The sequence below is a fragment of the Aeromonas schubertii genome (assembly GCF_000820105.1).
GTDB classification, from domain to species: domain Bacteria; phylum Pseudomonadota; class Gammaproteobacteria; order Enterobacterales; family Aeromonadaceae; genus Aeromonas; species Aeromonas schubertii.
This window is the reverse complement of the sequence record NZ_CDDB01000052.1, coordinates 88,128-104,417: the sequence shown is the minus strand read 5'-3', so window position 1 is coordinate 104,417 and position 16,290 is coordinate 88,128. Positions and strand designations below refer to the sequence as shown.

At 62.6% G+C, this 16,290-nt stretch carries 14 protein-coding genes; all 14 read right to left on the bottom strand.

The genetic code is table 11. The features are described 5' to 3' along the window. Positions 1-906, bottom strand: a complete 906-nt coding sequence (locus BN1133_RS11100) for a M23 family metallopeptidase (RefSeq protein WP_050666592.1) — start codon at positions 904-906, stop codon at positions 1-3. A 122-nt stretch (positions 907-1,028) separates the two neighbouring features. Beyond that, complete coding sequence (gene lpxC / locus BN1133_RS11095; protein WP_050666591.1) at positions 1,029-1,952, bottom strand: UDP-3-O-acyl-N-acetylglucosamine deacetylase; 924 nt, start codon at positions 1,950-1,952, stop codon at positions 1,029-1,031. A 98-nt stretch (positions 1,953-2,050) separates the two neighbouring features. Next, positions 2,051-3,199 carry a cell division protein FtsZ gene (ftsZ, locus tag BN1133_RS11090; protein WP_050666590.1) on the bottom strand — a complete coding sequence of 383 codons (1,149 nt, stop codon included), beginning with the start codon at positions 3,197-3,199 and terminating at the stop codon, positions 2,051-2,053. 39 nt (positions 3,200-3,238) lie between these two features. Next, positions 3,239-4,498 (bottom strand): cell division protein FtsA, encoded by a 1,260-nt coding sequence (gene ftsA / locus BN1133_RS11085; RefSeq protein ID WP_050666589.1) that lies wholly within the window; start codon positions 4,496-4,498, stop codon positions 3,239-3,241. Continuing rightward, a complete protein-coding gene (locus BN1133_RS11080; protein ID WP_050666588.1) occupies positions 4,479-5,231 on the bottom strand; it encodes a cell division protein FtsQ/DivIB in 753 nt (250 codons plus the stop codon). Before BN1133_RS11080 ends, ftsA begins: the two co-directional genes overlap by 20 nt. 97 nt (positions 5,232-5,328) lie before the next feature. Continuing rightward, on the bottom strand, positions 5,329-6,783 hold the full coding sequence (gene murC, locus BN1133_RS11075) for a UDP-N-acetylmuramate--L-alanine ligase (protein WP_050666587.1): 1,455 nt from the start codon (positions 6,781-6,783) through the stop codon (positions 5,329-5,331). A 9-nt stretch (positions 6,784-6,792) separates the two neighbouring features. Further along, complete coding sequence (gene murG / locus BN1133_RS11070; RefSeq protein ID WP_050666586.1) at positions 6,793-7,863, bottom strand: undecaprenyldiphospho-muramoylpentapeptide beta-N-acetylglucosaminyltransferase; 1,071 nt, start codon at positions 7,861-7,863, stop codon at positions 6,793-6,795. Then, positions 7,863-9,047, bottom strand: a complete 1,185-nt coding sequence (gene ftsW / locus BN1133_RS11065) for a cell division protein FtsW (protein ID WP_050666585.1) — start codon at positions 9,045-9,047, stop codon at positions 7,863-7,865. Before ftsW ends, murG begins: the two co-directional genes overlap by 1 nt. Continuing rightward, positions 9,044-10,327 (bottom strand): UDP-N-acetylmuramoyl-L-alanine--D-glutamate ligase, encoded by a 1,284-nt coding sequence (murD, locus tag BN1133_RS11060; RefSeq protein WP_050666584.1) that lies wholly within the window; start codon positions 10,325-10,327, stop codon positions 9,044-9,046. Before murD ends, ftsW begins: the two co-directional genes overlap by 4 nt. A 4-nt stretch (positions 10,328-10,331) precedes the next feature. Further along, positions 10,332-11,414: a phospho-N-acetylmuramoyl-pentapeptide-transferase gene (gene mraY, locus BN1133_RS11055; RefSeq protein WP_050666583.1), complete on the bottom strand. Its 1,083-nt coding sequence runs from the start codon at positions 11,412-11,414 to the stop codon at positions 10,332-10,334. Next, positions 11,408-12,763 (bottom strand): UDP-N-acetylmuramoyl-tripeptide--D-alanyl-D-alanine ligase, encoded by a 1,356-nt coding sequence (gene murF, locus BN1133_RS11050; RefSeq protein WP_050666582.1) that lies wholly within the window; start codon positions 12,761-12,763, stop codon positions 11,408-11,410. Before murF ends, mraY begins: the two co-directional genes overlap by 7 nt. Further along, positions 12,760-14,241: a UDP-N-acetylmuramoyl-L-alanyl-D-glutamate--2,6-diaminopimelate ligase gene (gene murE, locus BN1133_RS11045; protein WP_050666581.1), complete on the bottom strand. Its 1,482-nt coding sequence runs from the start codon at positions 14,239-14,241 to the stop codon at positions 12,760-12,762. The genes murF and murE overlap by 4 nt, the downstream gene beginning before the upstream one ends. Beyond that, complete coding sequence (locus BN1133_RS11040) at positions 14,225-15,979, bottom strand: penicillin-binding transpeptidase domain-containing protein (RefSeq protein ID WP_050666580.1); 1,755 nt, start codon at positions 15,977-15,979, stop codon at positions 14,225-14,227. Before BN1133_RS11040 ends, murE begins: the two co-directional genes overlap by 17 nt. After that, positions 15,976-16,290: a cell division protein FtsL gene (ftsL, locus tag BN1133_RS11035; protein ID WP_050666579.1), complete on the bottom strand. Its 315-nt coding sequence runs from the start codon at positions 16,288-16,290 to the stop codon at positions 15,976-15,978. The genes BN1133_RS11040 and ftsL overlap by 4 nt, the downstream gene beginning before the upstream one ends.

Genomic DNA, 16,290 nt, shown 5'->3' with positions numbered 1-16,290 from the left:
TTAACCCCGTTTGACCGTCATATAACGGGAGGGGTTGACCTGACGACCATCTTTCAAGACTTCATAATGCAGGTGCACACCGGTGGCACGCCCGGTACGTCCCATCAGGGCAATCTTCTGCCCCTTGTCGACCAGGGTGCCCACTTGCACCAAGGCCTTGGAGTTGTGCGCATAGCGGGTAACCAGGCCATTGCCGTGGCTGATCTCGATCATGATGCCAAACTCGGGGTGACGACCCGACCAGCTCACCACACCGGGGCCAGAGGCGAGGATCGGCGTGCCGGTCTTGCCGCGAAAATCGATCCCCTTGTGCATCTTGGCGCGGCCGTTGAACGGGTCGACCCGGCCGCCAAAACCGGAAGAGACCCATGCACGGCGACCCGCCACCGGCGTTCCGTCGATGAGTCCCTTGTCCACTATATTGTGATTCATCACGAAGGATTCAAGGACTGCGAGCTGCTCTTCGCGATTTCCCAGCTGATAACTGAGGTTTTTCATGGATTCTTGCAGCTCATTGAGTCCCACTTCCAGATCGGGATCATAAGAAGGCCCTCCCATGGGGGGAGCCTCACTGAAATTGAATTCGTCGGGATCGAGCTCGGCCTCTTCGGTAAGCCGCTCGCCGAGGGCATTAAGACGACCCAGTTGGGCCTGCATGGTGCCCACCTGGGCAGCCAGCATGGCTAGCTGCTGCCGGGAGGCCTCTTCGGCCGTGGCTTCGCTCTGTTGCTGGGCCAGATCCAGGGCCATCTCGAGGGAGGCGATCTTGCTCTGCCAGTGACTCCAGGTCAGCCATCCGCCACTGCCCGTCAGGCAGAGGAGTAGGGTTCCGATACCCAGCAGGTGCCAACGCGGGATATGAAGCCGGCGACGCCGCTTGCCGTTGAGGATCAGGGTAAGACTCATAGGATAATCACTGTCTGCTCGGTCGTTGGAAAAACAGGCCGGGAGAGGCGGTGTTAATCAGGGGGGTAAGAAAAACGGGGCGTCGGTGCGGAGAGGAGACCGACGCCCTGTCATTCATCCTATCAGGCCAGGACCAGCGAGTGGTCGTAGTAGGCGATAGGGGCCTTGGCCTGCTCATCCTCGAAGGTCACCAGTTCCCAGGCTTCCTGGTTGGCGAGCAGGGCACGCAGCAACTTGTTGTTCAGCGCGTGGCCGGTCTTGAAGGCCCGGAACTCGCCGATGATGCTGCGGTTGCACATGTAGAGATCACCGATGGCATCGAGCATCTTGTGCTTGACGAACTCATCTTCGTAACGCAACCCCTCTTCGTTCAGGACCCGGTAGTCATCGAGTACCACCGCATTCTCCAGACTGCCACCGAGGGCCAGATTCTGGGAACGCAGATACTCGATGTCGCGCATGAAACCGAAGGTACGAGCGCGGCTGATCTCCTTGACGAAGGAGGCACCGGAGAAGTCCAGTACGCAACGCTGGTTGCGGCCGGCAAACACGGGGTGCTGGAAATCGATCTCGAGATCCATCTTGAAGCCGTTGTGATAGGGGTGGAATTCCGCCCACTTGTCACCGTCTTCGACCCGAACGCTCTGCTTGATACGCACAAACTGCTTGGGCGCATTCTGTTCCCGAACCCCGACCTCCTGCAGCAGGTAGATGAAGGGATGGGCACTGCCATCCATCACCGGCACTTCCGGTGCATCCACCTCGACATAGAGGTTATCGATCCCCATACCTGCCAAGGCGGCAGAGAGATGCTCGATGGTCGAAACACGCACCCCCTGGTCGTTGACCAGGGCGGTACAGAGCAGGGTGTCACGCACCTGATCCGCGTTGGCAGGCAACTCCACCACAGGATTGAGATCGGTACGCAAGTAAACGATCCCTGTGTTAACAGGAGCCGGACGGAACGTCATGGTGACTTTCCGGCCAGAATGCAGACCAACGCCTGTGGCCTGGACACTCGTTTTCAAGGTTCTTTGTCTAATCATGGGTGCATCCGCTCAACAGCAAAATTCATGGCTAAAAAGCCGTGGCTGCCCATCTTAGCACAATCCTTAAACAACAAACAAACCGAGGTCGGATGACCTCAGTCCGCTTGCTTGCGCAGGAAGGCCGGGATGTCCAGATAATCGGGCTCGCGACGGGCCTGAGGCTCGGCATTCACCACCTTGGCCGGGGCCTCTTCCATCACACGGCCGGGCATCATCTCACCCAACGGCTGACGAACCGGACGCTCCTGAACCTGGTTGTTCTTGACCAGAGTGATGTCCGGCTTGCGCTCGGCACCGATACCGGTGGCCACCACGGTCACACGCAGTTCGTCCTGCATCTCCGGGTCGATAACGGTACCCACCACCACGGTGGCATTCTCGGAGGCGAAAGCCTTGACCGCGTTACCCACGGTTTCGAACTCTTCGATGGTCATGTCGAGGCCGGCGGTGATGTTGACCAGGATGCCACGGGCACCGGCCAGATCCACGTCTTCCAGCAGCGGGCTGGAGATAGCCTTCTCGGCCGCCTCTTCGGCACGATCGTCACCGGAGGCAGAGCCGGTTCCCATCATGGCGGTGCCCATCTCGCGCATTACGGTACGTACGTCCGCAAAGTCGACGTTGATGAGGCCGGGACGGGTAATCAGCTCGGCAATGCCCTGCACGGCCCCCAGCAGCACATCGTTGGCCGCCTTGAAGGCGTCCAGCAGAGAGATGCCACGACCCAGCACCTTGAGCAGCTTGTCATTGGGGATGGTGATCAGGGAGTCCACATTCTTGGAGAGCTCCTCGATACCGTGCTGGGCGAAGCCCATGCGCTTCTTCCCTTCGAAGGAGAAGGGCTTGGTCACCACGGCCACGGTCAGGATACCCATCTCGCGGGCCACCTCGGCCACGATCGGGGCGGCACCGGTACCGGTACCACCGCCCATACCGGCGGCGATGAAGACCATGTCGGAACCAGCCAGCAGTTCACGCAGGCTCTCACGATCCTCCATGGCGGCGTCACGGCCCACTTCCGGGTTGGCGCCGGCGCCGAGACCCTTGGTGATGCCACCACCAATCTGCAGGGTGGTATTGGCGCTGGAGTTGCGCAGGGCCTGGGCATCGGTATTCACCGTGATGAACTCCACGCCCTCGATGTTTTGACGGACCATGTGCTCGACGGCGTTGCCACCGCCACCACCTACGCCCACCACCTTGATGACGGCTTCGTCCGTATGGCTATCCATGAATTCAAACATAATGTCTCTCCGCTTTATTTGCTGACTTCAGCAAAATTCTTAAAACTCGCCACGCAACCAGTTGCTGACCCGTTTGACCAGCCCACCGACACTCGCTTTGGCGGCATATTCCTTGCTCGGACCGCTGCTCTGATGCGTGCGGCCATACTGCAGCAGGCCCACGGCCGTGGAATAGACCGGCGCCTGCACGTAATCACTCAGGCCACGCACGTTGAGGGGTTCCCCCACTCGCACCTGGCACTGAAATACCTGTTCTGCACACTCAACGATGCCCTCGATCTGGGCGGCACCGCCGGTGAGCACCACGCCGGCGGCCAGCTGATGCTTGACCCCCTGCTGCTTCAATTCGTTTTGCACCTTCACCAGCTCGTCATGGACCATGGAGAGCAGTTCGGTGTAGCGCGGCTCGATCACCTCGGCCAGGGTCTGACGCTGCAGGCTGCGGGCGGGACGTCCCCCCACGCTCGGCACCTCTATGGTGTCCTCCTTGCTGACCAGACGCCCCAGGGCGCAGCCATAACGCACCTTGATCGCCTCGGCATCCAGCGGCGGCGTGCCAAAGGCGTAGGCGATATCGCTGGTGACCGTGCTGCCGGCGTAAGGAATCACCTTGGTGTGACGCAGGGCTCCGCCGGTAAACAGCGACATGTCCATGGTGCCACCGCCGATATCCACCACGCAGACGCCGAGCTCCTTCTCGTCCTCGGTGAGGACGGCGTAGCTGGACGCTAGGGCAGAGAAGATCAGCTGATCAACCCGCAGACCCACCTTCTCCACACATTTCTCGATATTGCGCGCCATGTCGTTATGGCAGGTGACGATATGCACCTTGGCCGCCATCCGCACGCCGGAGAGGCCAACCGGATTCTTGATCCCCTCCTGGTAGTCGATGGCGAACTCCTGGGGCAACACGTGCAGCACGCGCAGCTCGTCGGAGAGACGCACCGACTTGGCGGTGTGGATCACGTTGTCCACATCCTCCTGGGTCACCTCCTCGTCGGAGATGGGCACCATGCCGGTCTCGTTGCGACAGTCGATATGCTTGCCCGAGAGCCCCAGATAGACGGAGCTGATCTGGCAGTCGGCCATCATTTCGGCCTCTTCGACGGCACGACGCAACGACTTGACCACGGAGTCGAGGTCATTGACGCCCCCCTTGTCCATGCCGCGCGAGGTGTGGCTGCCCATGCCGATGACGTTCAGTTCACCGTCCGGCAATACCTCACCCACCAGAACCGCCACCTTGTTGGTGCCGATGTCCAGTCCGACAATCAGGTTTCTATCTGCGGCTTTGGTCATTCACTTTCTCTTCGTTCTTCTTCCATCCAACCGCCAATCCGGTGTCGTATCTCAGGTCCACGTAAGCGATCAGCTCACGGGGCTGGATATCCGGAAAGACATCGACAAACCGCTGCAGTCGCGAGAGCTCATCCGAGCGCCCGAGAAACAGCTGGATGCCCCCTTCCAGGGTCAACTCCCAGGCATGACGAGCCGTGAGATTGACCTTGGCGATCCTGAACCCTTTCGGTGTCAACACCGCCTGATACCCGTAGTAGGCCTCGAGCACCCGCTTGGCCTGATCATCCGGCCCCGACAGGGAAACCAGAGGAAACTTGACCCGGTCGGGCGCCTTGAAGATCACCCCGTCCTTGCTCAGGAAGCGGTTGCCATTCCAGCGCGATGCCACCGTCTGCTCGGTCAGGAACACCTTGATCTTGTTCGGCCACTTCTTGCGGACCGACACCTGAGCCACCCATGGCAGGGCATTCAGGCGCGCCTGGACCGCATTCACATCCAGCTCGAAGAAGTTGCGTGACTCGGCACCGTCAAGCACGGCGATTCGCACCTCTTCGGGCTTCACATAGTCGTGTTGCCCCTGCAGCAACAGCTCACTCATGGGCAACCGATTCGCATCCGTCAGCCAGTCGCTGACATTCAATGCACACCGGTAGAGGCCCCATATCACCAGCAGGAAGAAGATGATCCCTGCGAGGAAGCCTCCTTTGGTGCGCGGCTGTGCCCTTGCCTCCAACCTGCGCTCCCCGTTCAACCCCTTGTCTCGCCGGCGCCAGCGCCGGACTCGCCATTATATAGGCCCCGACATGGGGGGCAAAACCCCCATGACGGACTCAAACGTCCGATTTCATGCGGTTTATGTCCAATTTCATCTCGGCGAGGCGTCGGCTGAGGGCGCCAACGTTGCCGGCCCCCTGAGTCAGCACCAGATCCCCCTCACCCACTATGTCTGCCAGCACCGCCGGCACGTCATCCGGCGTCGCCACGAAGATGGGTTCGAGATTGCCACGGGAGCGGATAGAGCGGCACAGTGCCCGCCCATCGGCACCGGGAATGGGATCTTCACCGGCAGCATACACTTCGAGCATCACCAGCACATCCACCTTGGAGAGCACCTCGGCAAAATCCTCGTAGAGATCACGGGTCCGGGTGTAGCGGTGGGGTTGGAACACCATCACCAGGCGCTTCTCGGGCCAACCGGCACGGGCGGCGTTGATGGTCACCTTCACCTCGCTCGGATGATGGCCGTAGTCATCCACCAGCATCGCCTTGCCACGGCCGGTCTCAAACTCGCCAAACTGCTGGAAACGGCGGCCTACCCCTTCAAACTTCTCGAGGGCACGAACGATAGCCTCATCGGCGATGCCATCTTCGGTCGCGACCGCGATGGCGGCGGCGGCATTCAGGGCATTGTGAATACCCGGCAGGTTGAGCTTCACCGCCAGCTCTCCCCCTTCCTTGCGGCGGACCTTGAAGCAGCTGTGGTGGGTGGTCTGGACGAAGTCGAGCACCTGCACATCGGCATCATCAGAGAGGCCATAGGTGATGGTGGGGCGCCCAATGTCGGACAACAGACCACGGATCACAGGATCGTCCACGCAAACCACTGCCAACCCATAGAAGGGGAGGTTGTGCAGAAACTCGATGAAGGTGGCCTTGAGGCGGGAGAAGTCACCGCCATAGGTATCCATATGATCCGCCTCGATATTGGTCACGATAGAGACCATCGGCTGCAGATGCAGGAAGGAGGCATCGCTCTCGTCCGCCTCGGCGATAAGGTAACGGCTGCTGCCCAGACGCGCATTGGTGCCGGCACTGTTGAGCAGACCACCGATGACAAAGGTCGGATCCCGCTCAGCCTCGGCATAGATACTCGCCACCAGACTGGTGGTGGTGGTCTTGCCATGGGTGCCTGCGATGGCGATGCCGTGACGAAAACGCATCAGCTCGGCCAGCATCTCGGCACGGCGCACCACAGGGATGCGCAGCTCGCGGGCGGCCAGCAGCTCAGGGTTATCCTGGCGGATGGCGGTGGAGACCACGACCACGCTCGCCCCTTGCACATGCTCGGCACTGTGGCCGAGGCAGATCTCGGCACCCAGGGCCTCGAGACGCTCGGTCACGGCGTTACGTGCCAGATCCGAGCCGCTCACCTGATATCCTTCGTTGGCCAGGACCTCGGCGATCCCCCCCATGCCGGCACCACCGATGCCGATAAAGTGGATGCGACGCACGCGGCGCATCTGGGGAATCATGGTACGCAGTTTTGCCAGTTCAACCTTGGTCATAGCTCTCTCTCACTCGGCCAGACGTTTGCATTCATCCGCAACACGCTCGGCCGCATCGGTGATCGCGATGCGACGAGCCGCCTGGGCCATCTTCAACAATGTATCCCTGCGACCGGCCAGCCAGACCAGACGGGCAGCCAGAGAGGCCGGTGTCAGATCGGACTGGGGCAGGAACTCGGCCGCACCGCCGTCGACCAGGGTCAGGGCGTTGCGGGTCTGGTGATCGTCTACCGCATGGGGTAGCGGCACAAAAATGGCGGCCACGCCGGCGGCAGCCACCTCGGAAACGGTCAGTGCGCCGGCACGGCACACCACCAGATCGGCCCAGGCATAGGCCCCGGCCATCTCCTTGATAAAGTCGCTCACCTCGGCCTCGAGACCCAGCTTGCCATAGGCCATGGCCACGGCCTCCTGGTTGCCCTTGCCGGTCTGATGGCGCACCTCGACAGGGATGCCTGCCGCGGCCACCGCCAGGGGGACCTGTTCATTCAGGACCCGGGCTCCCAAGCTGCCACCTATGATCAGCAGGCGAAGCGGGCGCTCACCGCCCCCCATTCTCTCATCGGGAGCGGGCAGAGCAACCACCTCGGGACGCACCGGGTTACCCACCACGGCGGTACGGCGGCTCGGGGCAAAGGCGCCGGGAAAGGCCATCAATACCCGCTTGGCGATGCGTGCCAGCAGCTTGTTGGTCATGCCGGCGGAGGCATTCTGCTCGTGCAGCAGCAGCGGAATGCCGGAGAGCCAGGCCGCCACGCCACCGGGGCCGGAGGCAAAGCCTCCCATGCCCAGCACCACATCGGGGCGGATGGTCTTGAGCACCTGGCGAGCCTGCAGGATCGACTTGACGATACGATAGGGGGCCTCGAGCAGGCGCTTGAGGCCATTGCCGCGCACCCCCTGAATATCGATAAAGGAGATGGGATAGCCGTGGGCCGGCACCAACTCCGCCTCCATCCGGTCGGCGGTGCCGAGCCAGTGGATGGTCCAGCCCTGCGCCTTCAACCGATCGGCCACGGCCAGACCGGGAAACACATGGCCCCCGGTACCACCTGCCATCACCAACAGAGTCTTGCTCACTACGCCTCCCGCACGCGCGCCTGGGCACTCGCCTGGCGCAACTCAAAATCGATACGAATCAACATACTCACCGCCACCGACATGATGATGAGGCTGGAGCCGCCATAGCTCACCAGGGGCAGGGTCAATCCCTTGGTGGGCATCATGCCGCTGGCTGCCCCCACGTTGACGAAGGTTTGAAAACTGAACCAGATGCCGATGCCGATAGCGAGGTAGCCCTCGTAGAGGCGCTGGGCCTGGAGGCAGGCGTGACCGAGACGCAACGCCTTGGCCGCCATGAAAAACTGCAGGGCCAGCACCGCCAGCACACCGAGATAGCCAAGCTCCTCACCCAGGATGGCGAAGACGAAGTCGGTGTGTGCCTCGGGCAGGTACTCAAGCTTCTGGATCGAGTTACCGAGCCCCTCCCCCAGCCAGCTGCCACGGCCGAATGCCATCAGGGACTGGGTCAACTGATAACCGCTGCCAAAGGGATCGGCCCAGGGGTCGAGGAAGGAGGTGACCCGTCGCATCCGGTAGGGCTCGGCGATGATCAGGGTCACCACGGCCCCCACACCGGCCAGGATCAGGCCAATAAACTGCATCAGACGAGCCCCGGCCAGGAACAGCATGCCGAGGGTCGTGACAAACATCACCACCACAGAGCCCAGGTCGGGCTGCAGCAACAACAAGATAGCGAGCACAAAGAGCACCGCCAGGGGCTTCATAAAGCCGATCAGCCGCTCGCGCACCTCGTGCTGGCGGCGCACCAGATAGCCGGCCAAGTAGACAAACAGGGCCAGCTTGGCAAACTCGGCCGGCTGCAGGTTGAAGGGACCCAGCGGCAGCCAGCGTACCGAACCGTTGACGCTGCGACCGGCAACCAGCACCAGAACCAGCATGATGATGGCGAGCAACAGCATGGAGCCGTTGTACTGCTGCCAGCGCATCATGGGCACCTGCAGCACAAACCAGGCGATACCGACGGCCATCACCAGGAAGGTGCCATGACGCTTCACAAACAGGAAGGGATCCCCCGCCAGGGAGATCCCCTCGGGAATAGAGGCAGAGGCGACGATCACCAGCCCCACCATCATCAGGGAGAAGGCCAGGGTCACCAACTGGCGATCATAAAGCGCACCGGGACGCTGGGGCATCAACACCCCCCACACCCAGACGGCGACCGATCGCAGCATCCCCTTCATAGGCTCATCACCTGTGCGGTGAAGCGGTCACCCCGCTCCTCGAAGGATTTGAACTGATCCAGGCTGGCACAGGCGGGCGCCAGCAGTACCCAGTCACCGGGGCGAGCCTCGGCGGCGGCACGGGTAACGGCCTGCCCCATGTCAGCCACCTGCTCGGTCGGCTCACCGAGGGCTGCCAGCAGGGCGCCATCCTGACCGAAGCAGTACATCTTGTCGATCTGGCTGCCGAGCAGGGCCTGCAGCGGACTAAAGTCCTGCCCCTTGCCCTGACCGCCGGCCAACAGGATCAAGCGCCCCTTCACCGCCTCGCGCACCCCGGCCACGGCAGCCAGGGTGGCGCCCACATTGGTCGCCTTGGAGTCGTTGATCCAGCGCACGCCCCCCACCTCGCGCACGAAGCGGGCGCGATGGGCCAGGCCCTCGAAGCGACGCAACACGGTGAGCTGGGGTTCACGCGGGATGCCGACCGCATCGCACAGGGCCATGGCGGCCAGGGCATTGGCCTGGTTATGGGCACCCACTATCTTCATCTCATCGACCGCCAGCAGAGGCTCCCCGTGCAGGGTGAGCCAGGGACTGCCGTCGATCTCGCAGCGACCGTAGGCGTTACAGTCAAGGCCAAAGCTGCTCCAGACGCTCCCCACATCGGGCAGGGTCTGGGGATCGTCCCGATTGACCAGGATGTGGCGAGAGTGCTGATGGATCTTCTGTTTGGCGGCGCGGTAATCGGCCATCCCCTCGTAGCGATCCATGTGATCTTCCGAGAGGTTGAGCACCACCGAAGCGGCCGCTTGCAGGCTGTGAGTGGTCTCGAGCTGGAAGCTGGAGAGCTCCAGCACATAGAGATCGGCGGGCGCGTTGAGGAGCGCCAGTGCAGGAACCCCGATGTTGCCCCCCACGCCAACCCGAAGGCCTGCTTCCTGGATCATCTCACCGACCAGGGTGGTAACAGTACTCTTGCCGTTGGAGCCAGTAATGGCCACGATGGGGGCCTTGGCCTCGCGCACGAACAGCTCGATGTCGCCGACGATCTCGACGCCGCGTTCGGCGGCGGCCTTGAGCTCGGGAGTCGCCAGGGCGATGCCGGGGCTCGCGACGATGAGGTGCGCCTGGTTCAGGCGCTCCCCATCCAGTCCCTGAACCAACTCCACCTCGGGAGGCAGTTGATCACGGCCGGGCGGATTGGCCCGGGTATCCATCACCAGAGGGGTCACGCCCTTGGCGAGGAAGTACTCCACACAGGAGAGGCCCGTCTTGCCGAGTCCGATGATGATGACCATGGGCTTACCTCACCTTCAGGGTCGCCAGACCCAGCAGTACCAGTACGAGGGTGATGATCCAGAAGCGCACGATGACGCGCGGCTCCGGCCAGCCCTTCTTCTCGTAGTGGTGGTGAATAGGAGCCATCCGGAAGATTCGCACACCGCGCAGCTTGTAGGAGCCCACCTGCAGGATCACCGACAGGGTCTCCATCACGAAGACGCCGCCCATGATGACCAGCAGAAACTCCTGACGCACCAGCACGGCAATGGTGCCGAGCGCGCCGCCGAGCGCCAGGGAGCCAACGTCTCCCATAAAGACCTGGGCCGGGTAGGTGTTAAACCAGAGGAATCCCAGACCTGCGCCTATGATGGCGGTGCACACCACCACCAGCTCGGAGGTGTAGGGCACGTAGGGAATGTGCAGATAGCTGGCGAAGTTGACGTTGCCGGTGGCCCAGGCGATCAGGGCGAAGCCGGCGGCGACCATGACGGTGGGCATGATGGCGAGCCCGTCGAGACCATCGGTCAGGTTGACCGCATTGGAGGTGCCGACGATGACGAAGTAAGCCAGCACGATGAACAGCAGCCCGAGCTGGGGCATCACCTCCTTGAGGAAGGGCACCACCAGCTGGGTCTGACCGTCATGGGTAGCGGTTCCATAGAGGTAGAAGGCGACCACCAGGGCCACGGCCGACTGCCAGAAATACTTCCAGCGGGCGATGAGGCCATCGGTGTTCTTGCGCACCACCTTGAGGTAGTCATCGGCGAAACCGATGGCGCCATAGGCACCGAGCACGAACAGCACCAGCCAGACATAGGGGTTGTCGAGGCGGCACCAGAGCAGCACGGAGATAAAGATGGAGGCGAGGATCATCAGCCCGCCCATGGTGGGGGTGCCCCGCTTGCTCAGGTGGGATTCGGGGCCGTCGTTGCGGATCACCTGGCCAAACTTGAGGATCTGCAGGCGACGGATCAGGCGCGGTCCCATCCAGAGGGCGACGAACAGTCCGGTCAGGATCGACAGGATGGAACGAAACGTCAGGTAGGAGAAGACGTTGAAGAAGGTGAAATGCGGGGTGAGCAGTTCCGCCAGCCAGACTAGCATGATGCCTGCTCCTGATGGTGCTTGACCATCTCGACGATATCTTCCATCCGGGAGCCTCGGGCCCCCTTCACCAGTACCGCTATCTCTGTATGGGTTTCAATCATGGTTGCCAGCACTTCATAGAGTGATGCCTTGTTATCAAAATGACGACCACCCGCGGCATCTGCGGTATGGCGACTCTCTTCTCCGACCGTGAGCACGGCGTCGAGACCGCACTCGCGAGCATGACGGCCGACGCGAGCGTGCTGCTCGGCCGACTCGGCGCCCAGCTCCCGCATGTCGCCAAACACCAGTACCCGGTAACCGGCCATCTCGCGCAGGGCATCGATCCCCGCCAGTACAGACTCCACGCTGGCGTTGTAGGTGTCGTCGATCAGGGTGAGGCCACCCCAGCGCTGGACGCAGAAGCGTCCCTTGACCGGCGCCATCCTCTCCAGTCCCGCCTTGATGGAGGCCAGAGAGGCGCCGAGCGCCTGACATCCTGCCGCCGCCGAGAGGGCATTGGCGATATTGTGACGACCCGGAATGGCCAGCGTCAGCGCCACTTCGCCCTCGGGGGTGACCATGACAAACTCGGCGCAGCCGGCTGCGTTGATACGGATATCGCGGGCGTGGAACGGTTGGGTCTGGTCTTCGATGGAGAAGGCGCAGCGGATCCCCCGCTCCCGCCACTTGGGCCAGAATTCGTTGTCGGCGTTGACGATGGCGGTGCCCCCCTCGCCCAGTCCCTCGAAGATCTCGCTCTTGGCGTGGTAGATCCCCTCGAGGGAGCCAAATCCCTCCAGATGGGCCGCCGCCACGTTGTTGATGATGGCGGCATCGGGCAGGGCCAGGGAGGTGGTCCAGGCGATCTCCCCCTTGTGATTGGCGCCAAGCTCCATCACGGCGAAACTGTGCTCGGGTTCGAGACGCAGCAGGGTCAGGGGAACGCCCACCTCGTTATTGAAGTTACCGGCGGTGGCCAGCACCCTCCCTTCGTGGGAGAGGATGGCCGAGGCCATCTCCTTGACCGTGGTCTTGCCACAGCTGCCGGTGATGGCGAGCACCTTGGGATTGACTCGCTGGCGCACCAGACGACCGAGACGACCGAGACCACGCAGGGTATCGCTCACGATGAGTTGCGGAATGGCCAGGGGCAGCTCGCGCGCCACCAGCAAGGCGCTGGCGCCGGCGGCGAGGGCCTGGTCACAGAAGTCGTGGGCATCGAAACGCTCGCCACGCAGGGCGACGAACAGGGAACCGGGCGCCAGCTGACGGGTATCGGTGCTGACGGCGGTAATGGGGCAATCCTCCCCGACCAGGCGCGCCTCGATGGCGTTGGCGATGTCGGTGAGTTGAAGGGTCATCATCTGAATGACTCCGGTAGTGTTTGCAGCACGGCAGCGACCGTCTCACGATCGCTGTAGTGGCGCTTGTCCTTGCCAATGATCTGGTAATCCTCGTGCCCCTTTCCGGCCACCAGGACGATATCTTGCGGGCCCGCCTGAGTCAGGGCCAAGCGAATGGCGGCCACCCGATCGTGCTCCACTTGAACCGCGTCGGGCTGCTGCAAACCGGTAACCATGTCTGCCATGATCTGACGCGGATCCTCGGTGCGGGGGTTATCGTCGGTCAGGATCACCCGGTCCGCATGACGCTCGGCCATGGCCGCCATCATGGGCCGCTTGCCCCGGTCCCTGTCCCCGCCACAGCCAATCAGGCACCAGAGGCGTCCATGACAGTGCACTCGCAGGGCCGCCAGCGCCTTCTCCAGGGCATCCGGCGTGTGGGCATAGTCGACCACGGCGAGGGGTTTACCCTGGCCGCCAAAGCACTCCATGCGGCCGGTGACAGGCTGTAGACGGGGTGCACTCTCGAGCAGGGCATGGAACTCATAACCCAGCACCAGCATGACTCCCATGGCAGCCAGCGCATTGGCCACGTTGAAGCGGCCCAGCAAGGGGGCGGATAATACACCATTCCCCCACGGGGAGTTAATCCGGGCACGAAAACCCTGCTGATGAAATTCGAGGTCCGAGGCAATGATCTGCGGCCCCGGATGGCCGGCCACCCCACCCTCCAGGCTGTAAGCGACGGCGGCGGGTCGACGCGCCAGCCACTGGCGCCCCACCTCGTCGTCCCCATTGATGACGGAACAGGACTCATCGACCCGATCCAGCAGCCGTTCTTTGGCCGCCCCATAGGCGTCCATGGTGCCGTGGTAGTCCAGATGATCCCGGCTCAGGTTGGTGTAGGCGGCCGCGGCGAAGCGCAGACCCGCCACCCTGTGTTGCACCAGACCATGGCTGGAGACCTCCATGGCGACGAGATCGGCGCCCTGCTCACGCAAGACGCGCAGGGAACCCTGTACCTCGATGGCGCTGCCGGTGGTATTGGCCGCCTCGACCAGATCCCCAAACAGACCATTACCCACGGTGCCCATGACGCCGGCACGCCCCCCCAGCAGGGTGCGCCAATTGGCCACCAGCAGCGCCGTGGTGCTCTTGCCGTTGGTCCCGGTCACCCCCACCAGTTGCAGCTGGCTCGCCGGCTCACCATAGAAGCGACCGGCCAATGCAGAAAGATGAACCGGGAGGTCGTGAAGCCCCACGCAGGGCACGCCCACATCGGGGGCAACATAGCTCCCGTCGGCCTCAAACAACACGGCAGCGGCTCCCTTGGCCACCGCCTGTTCGATGAAGCGCCGTCCATCCACCTGATGACCCTTGACCGCCACAAACAGGCACCCCTCAGCGGCTTCGCGGCTGTCGAGGGTTAGGCCGGTCAGCGCGAGCGCAGGGGCACTCACGCCGAAGGGTTGCAGCAGTTGATCAAGTGCGGGGAACAAGGGGAGCCTCCTGACGGGCGAGTTTGCCGACCTGGGGCGCCGTGTTGGCGTCCGGTCTGATGTTGAACAGTTGCAGCACACCGCCCATGGCCTCGGCGAACGGCGGCGTCGCGACGGCCCCCCCGTAATAGGCCTTGCCCTTGGGTTCGTTGATGACCACGACCATGGCGAAGCGGGGATCGCTGGCCGGTGCAAAGCCGGCAAACCAGGCCATGTAATCCTTGCCGTAGCCTCCGGCCACCGCCACCTTGGCGGTACCACTCTTGCCACCGATGCGATAGCCAGGAACCTTGGCCTTGGGGATCGCGCTGTCAACCACGTACTCGAGGGCACCGAGCATCGCCTTGGCATCCTTGGGATTGATCACCTGCTCGCAGGTGGGAGCCTTGTCGAGGCGGGTGACCGAGATGGGCACCCGGCAGCCGCCGTTGGCCAGGGTGGAGTAGGCCGAGACCAGCTGCATCGGGGTCACTCGCAGGCCATAGCCAAACGACAGGGTGGCACGCTCGATATCGGACCAGCGGCGACGCTGGGGCAGCATGCCACCGCTCTCTCCCATGAGGCCGCTACCGGACTCGATGCCGAAGCCAAGCAGACTGAGGGTGTTGATCATGTCCTGGGCCTGCATGCGCAGGGCGATACGCGACATGCCGATGTTGGAGGAGTAGCGCAGGATATCGTGGAGGTTGTTGGCGTGATGGATACTCACGTCCTTGATCTGCTTGGCACCGATAAACAGAGGCTTGGAATCGATGAAGTCATCCCAGCTGGTCACTCCTGCGTGAAGGGCACTGAGCAGGATCAACGGCTTGACAGTGGAGCCCGGCTCATAGGTATCGGTCACCACCCGGTTGCGTACCCGGAAGCTCTGATACTGACCCCGGTTGTTGGGGTTGTAGGAGGGGGAGTTGACCATGGCGAGCACCTCACCGGTCTTGATATCCAGCATCACCATGGAGCCGGAGGTCGCCATATTCTCGTCGGTCGCCTTCTTGAGAGCCCGATAGGCGATGGACTGTACCCGCTGATCGATGCTCAGGTGCAGATCGTTGGCATCTTTGCCCTCTTTGACCACCCCCAGATGCTCGATGACCCGACCATGCCGGTCCTTGCGTACCCGCATCTCCCCCGGGGTGGCGGTCAACCAGTCGTCATAGCTGCGCTCGATCCCTTCGATCCCGCGGCCGTCGATGTTGGTCACCCCCACCAGGTGAGCGCTGATCTCGCCGGTCGGGTAGAAACGGCGCGACTCGGGACGAAGATAGACGCCCCCGAGCTTGAGCCCCTTGATGTACTCGGCCACCGCCGGCGTGACCTGACGCTGCAGATAGACGAAGCGCTTCTTGGGATTGGCCACCTTGTGCTTGAGACTCTTGAGATCCACTTTGAGCACTTCGGAGAGCGCCTGCCAGGCGCGTTCATTGTTGACGGCACCGGATTCGTGAACCGTCTTGGGGTCGGCCCACACCGCCTCTACCGGCACAGAAACCGCCAGTTGTTCCCCGTTGCGATCGGTGATCATGCCACGCACGGCCTGGGTCTCTGTGGTACGCAGGGAGCGCATGTCCCCCTCCTGACGCAGGCGATCCGGATCGATGACCTGGATCCAGGCCAGGCGCAGCACCAGGCCAACAAACGCGATGCCGATGAAGACGATCAGGGTACGGAAGCGCCACGGATGGACCGTGGTCGTCTGCTTGGCGTTTTTGGCCGCCTTGGGGGTCGGTTTGCGGCTCATGGCTCTATGATCACCTTCTCGGTGGTGACGATGGGACGCGCCATCTGCAGCTTCTCCATCGCCAGGGCCGCCACCCGCGAGTGTTCTGCCAGGGTGCTCTGCTCGAGGAGCAGGTGACGCCACTCGATCTCGAGGGAGTCACGCTCGGCCATCAGCTCGTTGTAACGGGAGGTGGTACTACGGGTCATGTTGGTGACCAAAATGCTGGCAAAGGCGGTCACCAGGACCGCCAGGATCAGGAAGAGCTGGATCTTGTGGCGCCCCAGGTCGGAGAGGATCTCGCGAGAGAGGTTGATGCGCTCCTCGGCCAT

Coding starts and splice junctions, on each gene's coding strand:
- BN1133_RS11100 (WP_050666592.1), bottom strand. CDS start 906: ATGAGTCTTACCCTGATCCTCAACGGCAAGCGGCGTCGCCGGCTTCAT.
- lpxC (WP_050666591.1), bottom strand. CDS start 1,952: ATGATTAGACAAAGAACCTTGAAAACGAGTGTCCAGGCCACAGGCGTT.
- ftsZ (WP_050666590.1), bottom strand. CDS start 3,199: ATGTTTGAATTCATGGATAGCCATACGGACGAAGCCGTCATCAAGGTG.
- ftsA (WP_050666589.1), bottom strand. CDS start 4,498: ATGACCAAAGCCGCAGATAGAAACCTGATTGTCGGACTGGACATCGGC.
- murC (WP_050666587.1), bottom strand. CDS start 6,783: ATGACCAAGGTTGAACTGGCAAAACTGCGTACCATGATTCCCCAGATG.
- ftsW (WP_050666585.1), bottom strand. CDS start 9,047: ATGAAGGGGATGCTGCGATCGGTCGCCGTCTGGGTGTGGGGGGTGTTG.
- murD (WP_050666584.1), bottom strand. CDS start 10,327: ATGGTCATCATCATCGGACTCGGCAAGACGGGCCTCTCCTGTGTGGAG.
- mraY (WP_050666583.1), bottom strand. CDS start 11,414: ATGCTAGTCTGGCTGGCGGAACTGCTCACCCCGCATTTCACCTTCTTC.
- murF (WP_050666582.1), bottom strand. CDS start 12,763: ATGATGACCCTTCAACTCACCGACATCGCCAACGCCATCGAGGCGCGC.
- BN1133_RS11040 (WP_050666580.1), bottom strand. CDS start 15,979: ATGAGCCGCAAACCGACCCCCAAGGCGGCCAAAAACGCCAAGCAGACG.
- ftsL (WP_050666579.1), bottom strand. CDS start 16,290: ATGGCCGAGGAGCGCATCAACCTCTCTCGCGAGATCCTCTCCGACCTG.